Raw genomic sequence first — 13908 nt, 5'->3', positions numbered from 1 at the left:
TGAGTTGGAAATTCAAACCCTCCAATAGACTGGGCGTCATGGCCGCCCCCAAAGACCCGCGCCCCTGCTCGATCGCCGACGCCCTGGTGCTCGTCGGCGAGAAGTACTCGCTGCTCGTGGTGCGGGAGGTGTGTCTCGGCAACGGCCGCTTCGACCAGCTGGTGCGCAACATCGGAGCGCCGCGCGACATCCTCGCCACGCGGCTGCGCCGGCTCGTCGACGCCGGCATCCTCACCAAGCGGGCCTACAGCGAACGCCCGCAGCGCTTCGAGTACCGGCCCACCCAGGCGGGCCTGGAACTGGTGCCGGTGCTGCTGACCCTGATGGAGTGGGGCAACCGCCATCTGCGCCCCGAGGGCGACCGCCCGATGGTCAACGAGCACAGCTGCGGCAACGAACTGGTACCGGTCGTCACCTGCCAGGCCTGCGGCGAGGCGGTCCACCACCAGGACCTGACGGCCCATCCGCAGTCCCCCGGCTGGACGGTGGCGGGCCCGACGGCGGCGTGAAGGCGGACCGGAGTCGTTCCCCCCGACGGGGCGCGGCCGCCCGCACGGCCTCAGCGCGCACCTGACAGAATCCGCGGATGGGCATCGAGATCACGTTCTTCCTCGCCCCGGACGACGACACGGCCGCCGCGACCCGCCGGACCGGGCCGGGTCGCGCGTTCACTTCACTGGACTGCCGCGACTTCCACCCCGACGACGCCGTCGTCGAGTGGGAGGCCTGCTTCGACGCCCCGTCCGAGGACCTGCCTGCGCTCGATCGGCTCCACGCGCGCGAGTGGCCCCGCTATGTCGCCCCGATCGTCAACGACGGCACCGGCGTGTTCGCCGTCCCCGAGAAGCTGACGCGCGCGCTCGCCGACGCGGGTCCCGACGAGCTGCGCGCCTGCGCCGCGCGCTGGGCCGAACGGCTCCGGATCACGGACGGCGACGACATGACGGACGACGACCCTCCGACCGTCCTGGAAGGCGTCGCCCGGCTCGCGCGGACCGCCTCGGACAGCGGCGGCGCCTTGCGCCTGTACTGCTGGCACTACTGACCGAGGACAACGCCGGCGAGGGTCACGTGCACGGCCGTGCCGCCGAGGATGCTCAGCAGGGCGTTGCGCCGCCACAGGTGCAGGCCGACGGTGACGGCGAGGGCCGTCAGGGGGCGACGGGCGGAACTCGGTCGGTGACAGGTCGCGCAGGCAGTAGGCGACCAGGATCACCATCACGCCCGCTCGCCCGCAGCGGCGCGAGGGCGGCGAAGGGCAGTGCGCGCAGGGCCCAGGTGACGGCGGCGGCGACGGCGTACGCGGGGTCAGACATGGCTCGGCTTCCTGTCGGTCGTACGGCGCTGGGCCGGCAGCCCGGCGGTGAACAGGGCGAACGCCGCGAGCAGCAGTTGGCCGGGGAAGAGGAACCAGGTGGCCAGGGCGCTGATGAGGGCGAGCGCCGGCGTCGTCAGGTCATGGAGCCGGTCGCGGACGGCGTCCAGTGCCAGCACCGTGAACAGGGCGGTCAGCGCGAAGTCCAGGCCGGTGACACCGGCGGGCACCAGCGAGCCGAGAAGGGCGTCGGCGGTGGCGCCGCCGGCCCAGTAGGCGTGCAGACAGAGCCGGACCCGCAGGACACGTCGGCCGGACCAGGACCGGGCCTGCTCCCCGTCGGCCAGGGCATAGGCCTCGTCGCACAGCGCGAAGGTGCTGTAGGCCTTGCCGAGGCGGCCCGGGACCCGGCCTCGAGGTCCTGGCCGACGTCGAGGTCAGCGCGAACGACCGCGACACGTTCCTCGCATCTGACGATGAAGAAGATCAAGGCCTGACCGCCGAGCGGATCACGACCGGTAGACGTCCAGCCGCCCGCACATCCCGAACCGCCCCCGCGCGGAGGGCTGTTCCGCGTACGGCGGCCTCGGCGAGGTGGGACGCGTCGCCCTCGGCGAGCCGGTCGAGCTGGTGCCCGGTCGCCGCCGCGGCGGCCGCCGCCCCGCGCCGCCAGCGGTCCCGCCACTCGTCGAGCCGGGGCCGCACCAGCGTGGCGGCGGCCCGGTGGAAGGCGGCCAGCGCCTCGGGGCCGCCCGCGCGCAGCTCCCGGTAGCCCTCCAGCGCGAGGCCGCGCCGGGCGCGGACGATACGCTCCTGCTCGGCCTCCGGCGCGTCCGCCGGGATCGTGGTCGCGGCGGCGTACGTCTCCGGGTCTGCGAGGTGGCGCGGCGGCAGTGTGAGCACCGCGTCACCCGCCTCGGGCAGCCCGCTGTTCTGCATGAGGACGGTGATGCGCAGATCGCCCTCGTTGACGAGCCGGTGGACGGTGCCGGGCGTGAACCAGGCGACCGTGCCGGGCGCGAGCGGCGTGTCCTCGTAGCCGGACGCGGTCAGCGTCTGCACCGCGCCCCGCCCGCCGGTGACGACGTAGGCCTCGGAGCAGACCAGGTGCATGTGGGGAGTGCCCCCGCACACGCCGTCCGCCGCGGGCCAGTCGTACACGGACAGCCCGGAGACGCCGACCCCGCCGGGCAGCCCGCCGTGGAACGCGCCCTCGCTCACCACGGGTGCGCCTCCAGGTACCCGGCGATCTCCTCCCGTCCCCACGCCCCGTCGGCGACGACGACCCGGTAGCGGCGGGTGAGGGTGGCGCCGGGCGCCAGCGCCAGTTCGTCGAAGAACGCCCAGGAGGGCGCGACCGCCGCGAAGGGCTCGTTGCGCACGAACCAGTGGGCGGGGTGTGCGCCGTGCGCCCCGGCGTGGTCGTTCTCCGGCGCGTGCGCGAACACCAGGGTGGCGTGACCGTCCACGCCGTCGTGCTCGCCGGAGTAGGCGAGCCAGGGCGCCTGCGTTCCCATCAGGCCCGGGCCCTCGCCGTCAGGCCCCGTGACCCGTCCGTCCCGGAAGGCGCGCGGGCCGCGCCAGAACAGACCGGTGTAGCCGGCCATCTCGCGCCCGGCGGTGGTCGGGCTGCCGAACCGGAGCGGCTCGGCGCGCCGGTTGGTGATGGCACTCGTCCAGGTGAGCGCCCACGAGCCGCCCGCCGGATCGATGTCGCGCACCTCGATCCGCCGCCGCTCGTCGGCCCACAGCTGCCCGCCGTGCGGATGCCAGGTCAGCCGCTCGGCGATGACCACCCGCTCCCCGTCGGCGGTGACCTCGTCGAACGCCACGTGCGCCATCGACCCGACCCGTTCGGGAAGCGCCAGATAGCCCTCGCCGTGGACGTAGGAGTTGCCGCCCCACAGGTTCGCCCCGGACAGGTGGGACGCCGTCATCTGCAGGCCCTTGTGCCAGCGGTGGTCGTTGGGCCGGTAGTCGGTGACGACGGCGCCGGACAGGGTGCGCAGCGGATGGAGGTACGGCTTGGGCGCCTCCCAGGCGGCTTCGGGCCGGTAGACGTAGGCGAGCAGTTCCACACCGGTCCGCGGATCGGTGACGGTGACGCGTTCGCCGTGGACGTGGGTGACGCGCGGACCGCCGGTCATGCGGGCACCTCCTGGCTCTCGGCGGACGCCGCGGACCCGGCGGCGGGTGCCCAGCCGGGCGCGCCTCCGTGCAGCTCGGCGTAGTAGGGGTCGCCGGGGCCGATCTCGCCCCGGCGCACGGTGGTGTCCGTGAACGCCGACTTGTACAGAGCGGTGACCAGCTCCAGGCTCTTGCGCCCGTCCGGCCCGCTGCTGCGCGGCCGCTCCCCGGCGCGCATGGCGGCGACCAGTTCTCGCAGCTGGGCCAGGTGGGAGCTGGGCACGTCCGCCCCGAAGTCCTGCCAGGCGGCGGCCTCGGCCTCCGGCACGTCCGGCGCCGGGGTGATCCGCCAGGAGGCGTTGCTGTACCCGTAGAGGTGGGTCAGCTCGATGGTGGCGCGTTGGCAGTCGACGCGGATCCGGCTGACCTCGTCGGGGCTGAGCACGCTGTTGACGACGGTCGCCAGCGCGCCGCTCTCGAACCGCACGAGGGCCGTGGAGACGTCCTCGGTCTCCACGTCGTGCACCAGCCGCCCGGCCATGGCGCGCACCTCGCTCCACGGGCCGAGCACATCGAGCAGCAGGTCCATCTGGTGGATCCCGTGGCCCATGGCGGGGCCGCCGCCCTCGGTCCGCCAGCGCCCGCGCCAGGGGACGGCGTAGTAGGCGGTGTCGCGGTACCAGGTGGTCTGGCAGTGCGCGACCAGCGGCCGGCCGAGGGCGCCCTCGGCGAGCAGCCGGCGGACATGCGTGGCGCCGGAGCCGAAGCGGTGCTGGAAGACGATCGCCGCGTACGGGCCGCCGTCCGTGCCCTCCTCCGCCTCGACGGCGGCGAAGTCGGCGAGCGAGGGCACGGGCGGCTTCTCGCACCACACCCAGGCCCCGGCGCGCAGCGCGGCGACGGTCTGCTCGCGGTGCAGGGTGGGCGGCGTGCAGACGCAGACCAGGTCGGGGCGCTGCTCGCGCAGCATCCGCTCCAGGTCGGTGTAGGCGTGCGGGATCCCGCCCTCCACGCAGAACGCCTCGGCGGCGCCGGCGTCGATGTCGACCGCCGCGACCACCTCGGTCTCGCCCTCCTCGGCGAGCCGGGCGAGCGCGGGCAGGTGCGAGCCCCGGGCGATGGCGCCGGTGCCGATGACGGCGGCGCGGACGGGGCGGCCGGCGAGGGAAGCGGACGTGGACATAGGACTGATCAGCACTCCTCCGGGGTGGCGAGCCAGGACAGCACCGGCGATAGCAAGCGCTTTCCCTCGCCTGGCAACGTAGGTGCCCGCACACCGGCCGGTCAACACCCCGGGGCGATCGCCGCGGATCTCCTACGAAACCCCTGTGTCGGGTCCGTCATCCCGGGGCGCTACGCTGCCCCCTGCACACCTGATCACCGCGCGGCGGGACGGTGTGTCCGTCGTCCTTTCCACGATCGGCACTTGGACTCCGTAACTTCCATGTCTTGGTTCGAATCACTCATCCTCGGACTCGTCCAGGGGCTGACCGAGTTCCTTCCCGTGTCCTCGAGCGCGCACCTGCGACTGACGGCCGCGTTCTCCGGCTGGGACGACCCCGGCGCCGCCTTCACGGCGATCACCCAGATCGGCACCGAGACCGCCGTGCTGATCTACTTCCGCCAGGACATCGGCCGGATCCTGTCCGCCTGGTTCCGCTCGCTGTACGACAAGACGTGGCGCAAGGACCACGACGCGCAGATGGGCTGGCTGGTGATCGTCGGCTCGATCCCGATCGGCGTGCTGGGCGTGACGCTCAAGGACCAGATCGAGGGGCCGTTCCGCGATCTGCGGGTCACGGCGACCATGCTGATCGTCGTCGGCGTGGTCATCGGGATCGCCGACCGGCTGGCCGCGCGCGACGAGACCGGCGGACGGCACCGCGCGGTCAAGGAGCGCAAGGGCCTGCGCGACCTGAGCGTGAAGGACGGCCTGATCTTCGGCCTGTGCCAGGCCGCCGCGCTCATCCCGGGCGTCTCCCGCTCGGGCGCGACGATCAGCGGCGGCCTGTTCATGGGCTACCAGCGCGAGGCCGCGGCCCGCTACTCGTTCCTCCTCGCCATCCCGGCCGTGCTCGCCTCCGGCGCGTTCGAACTGAAGGACGCGATGGAGGGCGGCCATGTGTCCTGGGGGCCGACGATCTTCGCGACGATCATCGCCTTCGCGACCGGCTACGCCGTCATCGCGTGGTTCATGAAGTTCATCTCCACCAAGAGCTTCATGCCGTTCGTCTGGTACCGCGTGGCCCTCGGCATCATCCTCATCGCCCTGGTCACCTTCGGCGTGCTGAGCCCGCACGCGGCCGAATCGGCGCACTGAGACCACCGCGGTCGAGTCCGGTTCAAGCCGGTCAGACCCGCGAAGGCCCCCGCAGACGACATCGGCGGGGGCCTTCCGCCGTCCGGGACCCACCCGGGACGATGGCCGAATCCGCGTACTGACGCCGGGAGTTGGCCCGTGCGCCGACCGTGACCGACTCCATACGGAACGAGTAGCCGCGCGGTAGCGCAGTGTCAGTGGCAGCGCCTAGGCTTGCCCGCATGTCCCCTGATTCCGTTGCCCCTGGTTCCGTGCGGTCCGCGGCCGAGGTGAACGAAGAGATCCGGGCCCTGTGGCTGCGCGCGGGCGGCACCCTGTCCGCCCAGGAGCGTGCCGAGTACGAGCTGCTGGTGGTCGAGTGGGCGGCGGCCATGCGGTGCGAGATCATCGAGGCGGCATGAGAGCGGTGGTATGCGGCACCTGACCGGCGTGCCGCCGCGCCGCGGCCTCGTCATCCTGCTCAACGGCACGTCGAGCTCCGGCAAGTCCAGCATCGCGGCGGAGCTGCTGCGCCTGCTGGACGAGCCGTGCTTCCACATGCCGGTGGACGCCTTCCACGCCATGCGGTCCCCCGTGCCCGTCCCGCCGGAGCGGCTGGACACCGTGCTGCACCGCACCTGGCAGGGCTATCACCGTGCGGTCGCCGGCATGGCCGCCGCCGGGAACGACGTGGTGATGGACCATGTGCTGAGCGCCGAGTGGCGGCTGGCGGACTGCCTGTCGCTGTTCGCCCCGCAGGACGTGGTCTTCGTCGGCGTCCACTGCCCCCTGGAGGAGCTCGAACGCCGGGAGCGCGAGCGCGGCGACCGGCCACCGGGGCTCGCCGCGCGGCAGCTGCGCCAGGTGCACGCGCACGGCGTGTACGACATCGAGTGCGACACCGCCACCGACAGCCCCGCCGAGTGCGCCCGCCGGATCAGGGACTTCCTGCCCGCCCGGCCCACTCCCACCGCCTTCGAGAAGCTGCGCGGCACGGACTGAGCGGCGGAGGACGCCTAAAACCGCCCGTTTCGCGGCGAGTTGTCTTGATAGTGCAGTGGGCCGTTGCTAAGCCTTGGGCACTCGACTCCAGGGAGCACGCCGTGCATCGAGAGCCCCCTCTTCCCATTCCCCGGCGTTCGCGTGTCCGGGGATACATCTGCGCCCTCGCGGCCACCGCCCTCGTGACGGTCACCGCCGCGACGAGGCCCCCCGACCCGGACACCCGGACCACCGCGGACCCGGCAGCCGTGGTCCGCGAGTGGAACGCCATCACCATCGACACGATCAAGACCAGCCTCGGCCCCCGTCCCTCCGGGCAGGTGGCGATCTGGCAGGGATTCGTCTCCGTCGCCGTGTACAACGCCGTGGTGGGGATCGAAGGCGGTTACGCCCTGTACGAATGGCGCGAGCGCGGTCCGGCCAGGGCATCCTCCGCGGCGGCCGCCGCCACTGCCGCCCACGACGTGCTGCTCGCCTACTTCCCCGCCTTCAAGGAGCGGCTCGACACCGCCTACGCGGACTCGCTCGCCGCCCTTCCGGACGGCCAGGCCAGAGACCGGGGTGTTCACTACGGACAGCGCGCCGCCGCCCGCATCATCGAACTCCGGGAGGGCGACGGCAGGTTCGCGGACGTTCCCTTCACCGCCTCCCCGGCGCCGGGGGTCTGGCGGCCCACCCCGCCCGCGTTCCAGCCCTTCATCGACACCTGGCTCGCCAGGCTCCGCCCCCTCCTGCTCACCTCCCCGCAGCAGTTCCGCCCCGGCGGACCCCCCGCCCTCTCCTCGGCCGCGTACGCCGAGGACATCCAGGAGCTGAAGGCCATGGGCGCGAAGTCCGGTTCGGGCAGGAGCGCGCAGCAGACCGAGACCGCCCTCTTCTTCAGCGGCAACCTGATCGAACAGGTCCAGACGGCCGTACGGGACCACGCCGCCCGGCACCGGCTCGGCATCGCCGAGACGGCCCGGCTGTTCGCCGCGGTGAACGCGTCGGCGACCGACGCCGTCGTCACCGCGTGGGACGCCAAGCTCCACTACGCGTCCTGGCGCCCGATCACCGCCATCCGCCTCGCCGACACCGACGGCAACCCCGCGACGACGGCGGACCCGGCCTGGGAGCCGCTGCTCCCCACCCCGCCGCACCCGGACCACCTCGCCGGCCACACGACCGTCACCGCTGCCGTGGTACGCGCCCTGACCGGTGTCCTAGGCACCTCGCGCATCGACCTCCACGTCCCCTCCGAGGTCACCGGCACCACGCGGTTCTACGGGTCCGCCGACGACCTCAACCGGGACGTCGTCGACGCCCGTGTGTGGGGCGGCATCCACTCCCGCACAGCGGACGTGACCGGCTGCCGGGCCGGCACCCGCGTGGCCGCCTGGGCGCTGGACCACTACTTCCAGCCGGTCGGCGAGGACGGCACCCGGCAGTCCCCACCGAAGCGAACGGCTCGGCAGGACAGGCTTTCCGAGCCGGAGTGCGGCGGCGGCACCGGCGGACGGTGAGCGTGGTCTCCGGGTGGCGGGCCCGGACGCGGAATCGGAGTTCCGGCCGATCGGGACGATCGTTCACGGCGATCGCCCTCCGCCCGTGCCACCCACTCGGAGCCACCGCACATCCCGGCCCGCACGCCCCCTTGGCGGGGCCGGTCCGGTGCCCAACACTGAGCCGATGACGCAGCGCGTGGAGCTCGCGACCGTGTTGGACCGGCTGGCCGTGGACGGTCTGGTCACCGACTATGCCGTGGCCGTCGACGACGGCGACTGGGAGGCGTACCGAGAACTGTTCACCCCGGACGGGCGGGCGGACTACCGCTCGGCCGGCGGGATCGAGGGCGAGGCGCGGGCGGTCGCCGTATGGCTCGCCGAGAATCTGGGCGTGTTCCCGATGCGGCAGCATCTGATCGTCAACCGCCGGGTGCGGTTCGGGGTTCTGGAGCGGGACACCGGGGACACGGCACGGGTCCAGGCCGACTACGTCAATCCGATGGGCTTCGCCGGCTCCGACGGCGCATCGGCCCCGCCCGACCTGGTGTGCGGCGGCCGGTACGCGTTCGGGCTGCTGCGGACGGACGAGGGCTGGCGGCTGCGCGAGGTCGTCGTGCACGAGAAGTGGCGCCGTGCGCCCGCCGGGACGGGGCGGCGGTGACCGGCTTAACCGAGGCCCCCTGTACCGAGATCGTCCGCAGCGCGCACACTGGACGCACGGGTGACCGAGGGGCAGGAGGCGCCGTGACGAAGACGCTCGGGCAGTGGCTCGACTCCCCGTGGCGGCGGTCGCTGCTCGGCATCGCCGCGGGCGCCCTGCCGATGTTCGCCTTCCCCGGCCCGTCCCTGTGGTTCTTCGCCTACGTCGCCCTGGTGCCGTGGATTCTGCTGGCCCGCACGGCGCCGACCGGACGGCGGGCGCTGTACGACGGCTGGTGCGGCGGGTTCGGGTTCGTGCTGGCCGTGCACCACTGGCTGCTGCCGAACCTGCACGTGTTCACATTCGTCATCGCGGGCCTGCTCGGCGCGCTCTGGGCGCCCTGGGGCTGGCTGGTGCGCCGGTTCCTGGCCGGCGGTGCCGCACCGGGCCGGGTCGCGGCGGCGCTGCTGGTGCTGCCGTCGGCCTGGCTGGCGGTGGAGCTGGTGCGCTCCTGGCAGGGGCTCGGCGGCCCCTGGGGCATGCTGGGCGCGAGCCAGTGGCAGATGGAGCCGGCGCTCAGGCTGGCGTCGGTCGGCGGGGTGTGGCTGCTGAGCTTCCTGGTGGTGGCGGTGAACGTGGCCGTCGCCGTGCTGGTCGCGGTACGCGCGGCGCGGGTGCCCGCGCTGGCCGGGCTGCTGGCGACGGCGGCCGCCACCTCGGCGGCCTGGTCGTGGTCGCCGCGCCCGGAGGTGCACGGACAGGCGCGGGTGGCGGTGGTCCAGCCGGGGGTGATAGCGGGCCCCGGCCAGCGGTTCGACCGGGAGGAGCGGCTGACCCGGCAGTTGGCCGGGCAGGACGTCGATCTGATCGTGTGGGGCGAGAGCAGCGTCGGTTTCGATCTGTCGGCCAGGCCCGATCTGGCGCGGCGGGTCGCGGAGCTGGCCCGCGTGACGGACACGCCCGTCCTGGTCAACGTGGACGCCCGGCGCTCGGACCGGCCGGGCATCTACAAGAGTTCGGTGCTGGTCGGGCCCGACGGTCCGACCGGCGACCGGTACGACAAGATGCGGCTGGTCCCGTTCGGTGAGTACGTCCCGGCGCGGTCGCTGCTCGGCTGGGCCACCTCGGTCGGCGAGGCGGCGGGCGAGGACCGGCGGCGCGGCGCCGAGCAGGTGGTGATGGACGTCGGGGGCGGCCTGCGGGCCGGGCCGATGGTCTGTTTCGAGTCGGCGTTCCCCGACATGAGCCGCAGGCTCGCCGAGGCGGGTGCCGATCTGCTGATCGCCCAGTCGGCGACCTCGACGTTCCAGCAGAGCTGGGCGCCGGCGCAGCACGCGTCGCTGGGCGCGCTGCGCGCCGCGGAGACCGGCCGCCCGATGGTGCACGCGACACTGACCGGGATCTCCGCGGTCTACGGCCCCGAGGGGCAGCGGATCGGCTCCTGGCTCGGTACGGACGCGAGCGCCGCCGAGGTGTACGAGGTGCCACTGGCCGCGGGGACGACGCCGTACGTCCGCTTCGGCGACTGGCCGGTGTACGCGGCGCTGCTGGTGCTCGCCGGGTTCGCGGCCGCCGAGGGGGCGCGGGTGCTCAGGCGGCCGGGCCGGAGTACTCCAGCACCGCGTGTACCACCCGCTCGCACAGCTCGTGAGTCGCCAGCGCGTCCCGGGCGCTGAGCACCTTGCCCGCGCGGACGGCGTCGAGGAAGCCCAGGACGGCCTGCTCGATGCCGCGCTGCCGGGCGACCGGCACCCAGTCGCCGCGCCGCCGGACGGTCGGCTGGCCCTTGTGGTCGATCACCTCGGCGAGGTTGATCACCTGCCGCTTGGTGTCCTGCCCGGAGACCTCCAGGATCTCCTCGCCCGAGCCGCTGAGCCGGTTCATCACGCCGAGCGCGGTGAAGCCGTCCCCGGCGAGCTGGAGCACCACGTGGTGCAGCAGCCCGTCGCGGAGCCGGCCGCGCACCGTGACGTCGTCGACCGGTCCCGGCACCAGGAAGCGCAGGGTGTCCACGACGTGGATGAAGTCGTCGAGGATCATCGACCTGGGCTCTTCGGGCAGCCCGATCCGGTTCTTCTGCATCAGGATCAGCTCGCGCGGATGCTCCAGGCACTGGGCGTAGGCGGGCGCGTGCCGCCGGTTGAAGCCGACGGCCAGGCTGGTGCCGCGCTCCTCGGCGAGCGTCACCAGCCGCTCGGAGTCGGCGAGTTCGTACGCGAGAGGCTTGTCGACGTACGTGGGTACGCCCGCTTCCAGCAGCCGGGTGACGATCTCCGGGTGGACGGCGGTGGGCGCGTGCACGAAGGCGGCGTCGAGGCCCTGCGCGAGGAGGGAGTCGAGGTCGGCGTGGCGCTGCCCGGCGGGCAGGTGCAGGGTGTCGGCGACCCGGGTGAGCGTCGCGGGCGTACGGGTCTGCAGGTGCAGCTCGACGCCGGGCAGCACCCCGAGCACCGGCAGATAGGCCTTCTGCGCGATGTCCCCGAGTCCGATGCAGCCGACCTTCACGTGTTCTCCCCTCACCACGTCCCCGCGTCCGCCTCGACGGAAGCATACGGGGACTGCGGGGGCCGCCAGTCGGCGATGCCGTCGAAGCCGCGCAGGAAGAGCGCGGGTCCGGCTTTGGACAGGCCGGCGATGAGCGTGTTCCGTACGGCCATCAGGGCCCGGTTGCCGGTCATGTTGAGCCGGGCGACCCTGACGGCCTGGCGGGCGACGGCGGTGGTGCGCGGCAGGCGGGCGGCGGTGTAGGCGGCGAGGTCGCCGCAGTGGTGGGCGAGCACGACGGCGTCCTCGACGGCCTGGTTGCCGCCCTGGCCCAGTGTGGGCGGCATGGCGTGCGCGGCGTCGCCGAGCAGGGCGGTCCGGCCGCGGTGGTGGGCGGGCAGCGGCTGGGCGAGGTGGAACACGTCGTGGCGCAGGACGTCCTCGGGGCGGGCGGCGGCGAGCACCGCGGGGACCGGGTCGTGCCAGTCGCCGAAGCGGCGCAGCAGTTCCGCCTTCTCGTCACCGCCGCGCCCGCCGGCGGGGGTCATGGCGGCGGCGTAGGCGTAGACCCGGCCGTCCTTGAGCGGATGCGTGCCCCAGATGCGGCCCCGGCCCCAGGTCTCGTGCGAGGCGAACTCCACGCCGGGCACCGGGATCACCATTCGCCAGGTGGTGAAGCCGGAGTAGACGGGCCCCGGGTGCTCGGGGAACAGCGCGCGGCGCACCGCGGAGTGGATGCCGTCGGCGCCCACCACCAGGTCGGCCTCCAGCTCGCCGGCGGCGGTGCGCACGACGGCCGGGCGGCCGGTGTCGCCGGGGTCGGCGAGGGTGGCCTCGACGGCCGTGCGGACGGTGCCGTCGGGGAGCAGCGCGGCCAGGTGGCCGATCAGGGTGGCGCGGTGCAGCAGGACCAGGGGTCCGCCGAAGCGTTCCTGGGCGGCGGCCGCGCTGGAGCGGGACAGCCAGCGCCCGCTCGGGGTGCGCAGGCCGCCGTCGCCCTGCCAGGCGGCGAGGTCGCGGACGGTGTCGCCGAGGCCGATGACGTCCAGGGCGCGCAGGGAGTTGGGGGCGAGCGAGATGGCCGCGCCGACGGGCTCCAGCGAGCGGGCCCGCTCCAGCACGGTGACCCGCCACCCTCCCTGGTGCAGGGCGGCGGCCGCGGTCAGTCCTCCGATGCCGCCACCGATCACGACGGCCCGCCTCGACGCTGTCATGGCTCCTCCTCGCCCGACCCGTTGACTACAGCTGTAGTCGCCGGACCCGACTGTACTACAGGCGTAGTGAGGCGAGGGAGCGGGAAGAAGCGGGCCGGTAGGTTGATCCCCATGTCCGTACGCACCGCCGGCGGCGCCTCCCGCGCCGACCTCGTCGCCGACACCGCCCTCGCCCTGCTCGCCGAGCGCGGGATGCGCGGGCTGACCCACCGCGCGGTCGACGAGGCCGCAGGCCTCCCCCAGGGCTCCACGTCCAACCTGGCGCGCACCCGGCAGGCACTGCTCGAACTGGCGGTACGGCGGCTCGCGGACCGGGAGGCGCGGGTGCTCGCGCTGGACGAGATGCCGGACCCGCGCGGCGGACTCGACGCACTGGCGGACGGGCTGGCCCTGGCGACCCACCGCGCCCTGACCCACCACCGCGAACTCACCCTCGCCCGCTACGAACTGGCCCTGGAGGCGACCCGGCGCCCCGAACTGCGGACGTACTTCGACGCGACGGGCGCCCGCTTCCGCGACCGGCTCTCCGCCCTCGTCACCGCCCTCGGCTCGCCCACCCCGGACCGCCACGTCCTGTCCCTCGTCGCCTGGGCAGACGGCCTGATGCTCAGCTGCGTCGCCGGCTCCTTCAGCACCCGGCCGCCGAGTCTGGAGGAGGTACGGGCAGGACTGCGGGAACTGCTGAACGGAATGCTGGGCGGCGCGGACGCGCGCGACTGAACGTCACCCGCGCTGGACGCGCGCCCTCCCTGCGGGGACGGAGATCACCCGTACGGCGTAACGTCCGCCGGTCCGCCGTGCCCGGGCGGGCCCGACGCATCATTGTTGCGCGGGTGCATCGAACGACGACCACCGCAACGCTCCTGGTCACCGTGGCCGTAGCGGCTCTCTCCGGCTGTGTGACGGTCCAGCGCCCGCCCGTGCCCGGGCCGCCGGCGGCTCCGTCCGGGCCGGTGGCGCCGCGCCCCGACCGGCGGGCCGAACCACAGATCGTGCAGGCTCCGGCCCGTGAGGCCCTGGAACTCGTCGGCCCGCCGCGCCGGCCGGAGCGCCCCGCACTCGAGCCGCGCCGCCCGCACCCGCACACTCCCTCGCCCGCCGCCCAGCCGCCGAAGCCGCGCACCGCTCCCCCGCCCGAGCAGCCGCGTGCCCGGCGTCCGCAGTCCCGCCCCGCGAACCCGCCCCGGACGAACGCCCCCGACATCTCGGCACCCGGGCGGAAGGACATCACGAAGGACGTCCCCAAGGGCCCGCAGGACGTCTGCGCCCTCGGCAGGAATTACGGCGGCTGGCGCGCCGACAGCCCCGAAGCGACCATCTGCCGCGGGACGTACGGCCACTGA

General features: G+C 73.8%; 15 protein-coding genes and 2 pseudogenes. 10 read left to right on the top strand and 7 right to left on the bottom strand.

Annotated elements, in window-relative coordinates:
- The first annotated feature begins 38 nt into the window (after positions 1-38).
- The gene (locus ACSU6L_RS32010) at positions 39-509 is read left to right on the top strand and encodes a winged helix-turn-helix transcriptional regulator (RefSeq protein WP_437062426.1); all 471 of its coding nucleotides are present in this window, start codon (positions 39-41) and stop codon (positions 507-509) included.
- Between the two features lie 77 nt (positions 510-586).
- On the top strand, positions 587-1045 hold the full coding sequence (locus ACSU6L_RS32005; RefSeq protein WP_437062424.1) for a hypothetical protein: 459 nt from the start codon (positions 587-589) through the stop codon (positions 1043-1045).
- On the opposite strand, the pseudogene ACSU6L_RS32000 reads toward ACSU6L_RS32005, so the two are convergent.
- From ACSU6L_RS32000 to ACSU6L_RS31980, 5 genes and pseudogenes are all read right to left on the bottom strand, one after another.
- A pseudogene (locus tag ACSU6L_RS32000) lies at positions 1039-1316 on the bottom strand (branched-chain amino acid transporter permease). The gene ACSU6L_RS32005 and the pseudogene ACSU6L_RS32000 sit on opposite strands and share 7 nt — an antisense overlap.
- Positions 1309-1545, bottom strand: coding sequence for a hypothetical protein (locus tag ACSU6L_RS31995; RefSeq protein WP_437062422.1), 237 nt, complete (start codon positions 1543-1545; stop codon positions 1309-1311). The pseudogene ACSU6L_RS32000 and the gene ACSU6L_RS31995 overlap by 8 nt, the downstream one beginning before the upstream one ends.
- 279 nt (positions 1546-1824) lie before the next feature.
- Positions 1825-2539 (bottom strand): annotated as a pseudogene (locus ACSU6L_RS31990) (cupin domain-containing protein).
- On the bottom strand, positions 2533-3462 hold the full coding sequence (locus ACSU6L_RS31985) for a PmoA family protein (protein WP_437062420.1): 930 nt from the start codon (positions 3460-3462) through the stop codon (positions 2533-2535). The pseudogene ACSU6L_RS31990 and the gene ACSU6L_RS31985 overlap by 7 nt, the downstream one beginning before the upstream one ends.
- A complete protein-coding gene (locus ACSU6L_RS31980) occupies positions 3459-4625 on the bottom strand; it encodes a Gfo/Idh/MocA family protein (protein WP_437062418.1) in 1167 nt (388 codons plus the stop codon). The genes ACSU6L_RS31985 and ACSU6L_RS31980 overlap by 4 nt, the downstream gene beginning before the upstream one ends.
- Before the next feature lie 261 nt (positions 4626-4886).
- On the opposite strand from ACSU6L_RS31980, the gene ACSU6L_RS31975 reads away from it, so the two are divergent.
- From ACSU6L_RS31975 to lnt, 6 genes are all read left to right on the top strand, one after another.
- Positions 4887-5762 (top strand): undecaprenyl-diphosphate phosphatase, encoded by an 876-nt coding sequence (locus ACSU6L_RS31975; protein WP_437062416.1) that lies wholly within the window; start codon positions 4887-4889, stop codon positions 5760-5762.
- A gap of 221 nt (positions 5763-5983) precedes the next feature.
- Positions 5984-6163 carry a hypothetical protein gene (locus ACSU6L_RS31970; protein ID WP_437062414.1) on the top strand — a complete coding sequence of 60 codons (180 nt, stop codon included), beginning with the start codon at positions 5984-5986 and terminating at the stop codon, positions 6161-6163.
- A 10-nt stretch (positions 6164-6173) separates the two neighbouring features.
- Positions 6174-6743: a chloramphenicol phosphotransferase CPT family protein gene (locus tag ACSU6L_RS31965; protein WP_437062412.1), complete on the top strand. Its 570-nt coding sequence runs from the start codon at positions 6174-6176 to the stop codon at positions 6741-6743.
- Between the two features lie 101 nt (positions 6744-6844).
- Positions 6845-8245, top strand: a complete 1401-nt coding sequence (locus ACSU6L_RS31960) for a vanadium-dependent haloperoxidase (protein ID WP_437062411.1) — start codon at positions 6845-6847, stop codon at positions 8243-8245.
- A 166-nt stretch (positions 8246-8411) separates the two neighbouring features.
- Entirely contained in the window at positions 8412-8888 is a 477-nt protein-coding gene (locus tag ACSU6L_RS31955) for a nuclear transport factor 2 family protein (RefSeq protein WP_437062410.1), read from the top strand.
- Positions 8889-8971: 83 nt separating this feature from the next.
- Positions 8972-10543, top strand: a complete 1572-nt coding sequence (gene lnt / locus ACSU6L_RS31950; protein ID WP_437062408.1) for an apolipoprotein N-acyltransferase — start codon at positions 8972-8974, stop codon at positions 10541-10543.
- On the opposite strand, the gene ACSU6L_RS31945 is transcribed toward lnt, so the two are convergent.
- Positions 10458-11372 (bottom strand): Gfo/Idh/MocA family protein, encoded by a 915-nt coding sequence (locus tag ACSU6L_RS31945; protein WP_437062406.1) that lies wholly within the window; start codon positions 11370-11372, stop codon positions 10458-10460. The two genes, lnt and ACSU6L_RS31945, sit on opposite strands and share 86 nt — an antisense overlap.
- Positions 11373-11383: 11 nt before the next feature.
- On the bottom strand, positions 11384-12565 hold the full coding sequence (locus tag ACSU6L_RS31940; protein WP_437062404.1) for an FAD-dependent monooxygenase: 1182 nt from the start codon (positions 12563-12565) through the stop codon (positions 11384-11386).
- 111 nt (positions 12566-12676) lie between these two features.
- On the opposite strand from ACSU6L_RS31940, the gene ACSU6L_RS31935 reads away from it, so the two are divergent.
- Both ACSU6L_RS31935 and ACSU6L_RS31930 read left to right on the top strand, forming a co-directional pair.
- Complete coding sequence (locus ACSU6L_RS31935) at positions 12677-13285, top strand: TetR/AcrR family transcriptional regulator (protein ID WP_437062402.1); 609 nt, start codon at positions 12677-12679, stop codon at positions 13283-13285.
- A gap of 113 nt (positions 13286-13398) precedes the next feature.
- Positions 13399-13908, top strand: coding sequence for a hypothetical protein (locus ACSU6L_RS31930; RefSeq protein WP_437062400.1), 510 nt, complete (start codon positions 13399-13401; stop codon positions 13906-13908).

Source organism: Streptomyces sp. enrichment culture (assembly GCF_964272855.1).
GTDB lineage: Bacteria > Actinomycetota > Actinomycetes > Streptomycetales > Streptomycetaceae > Streptomyces.
The sequence above is the reverse complement of the archived record's forward strand: the minus strand, read 5'-3'. Positions and strand labels throughout refer to the sequence as shown.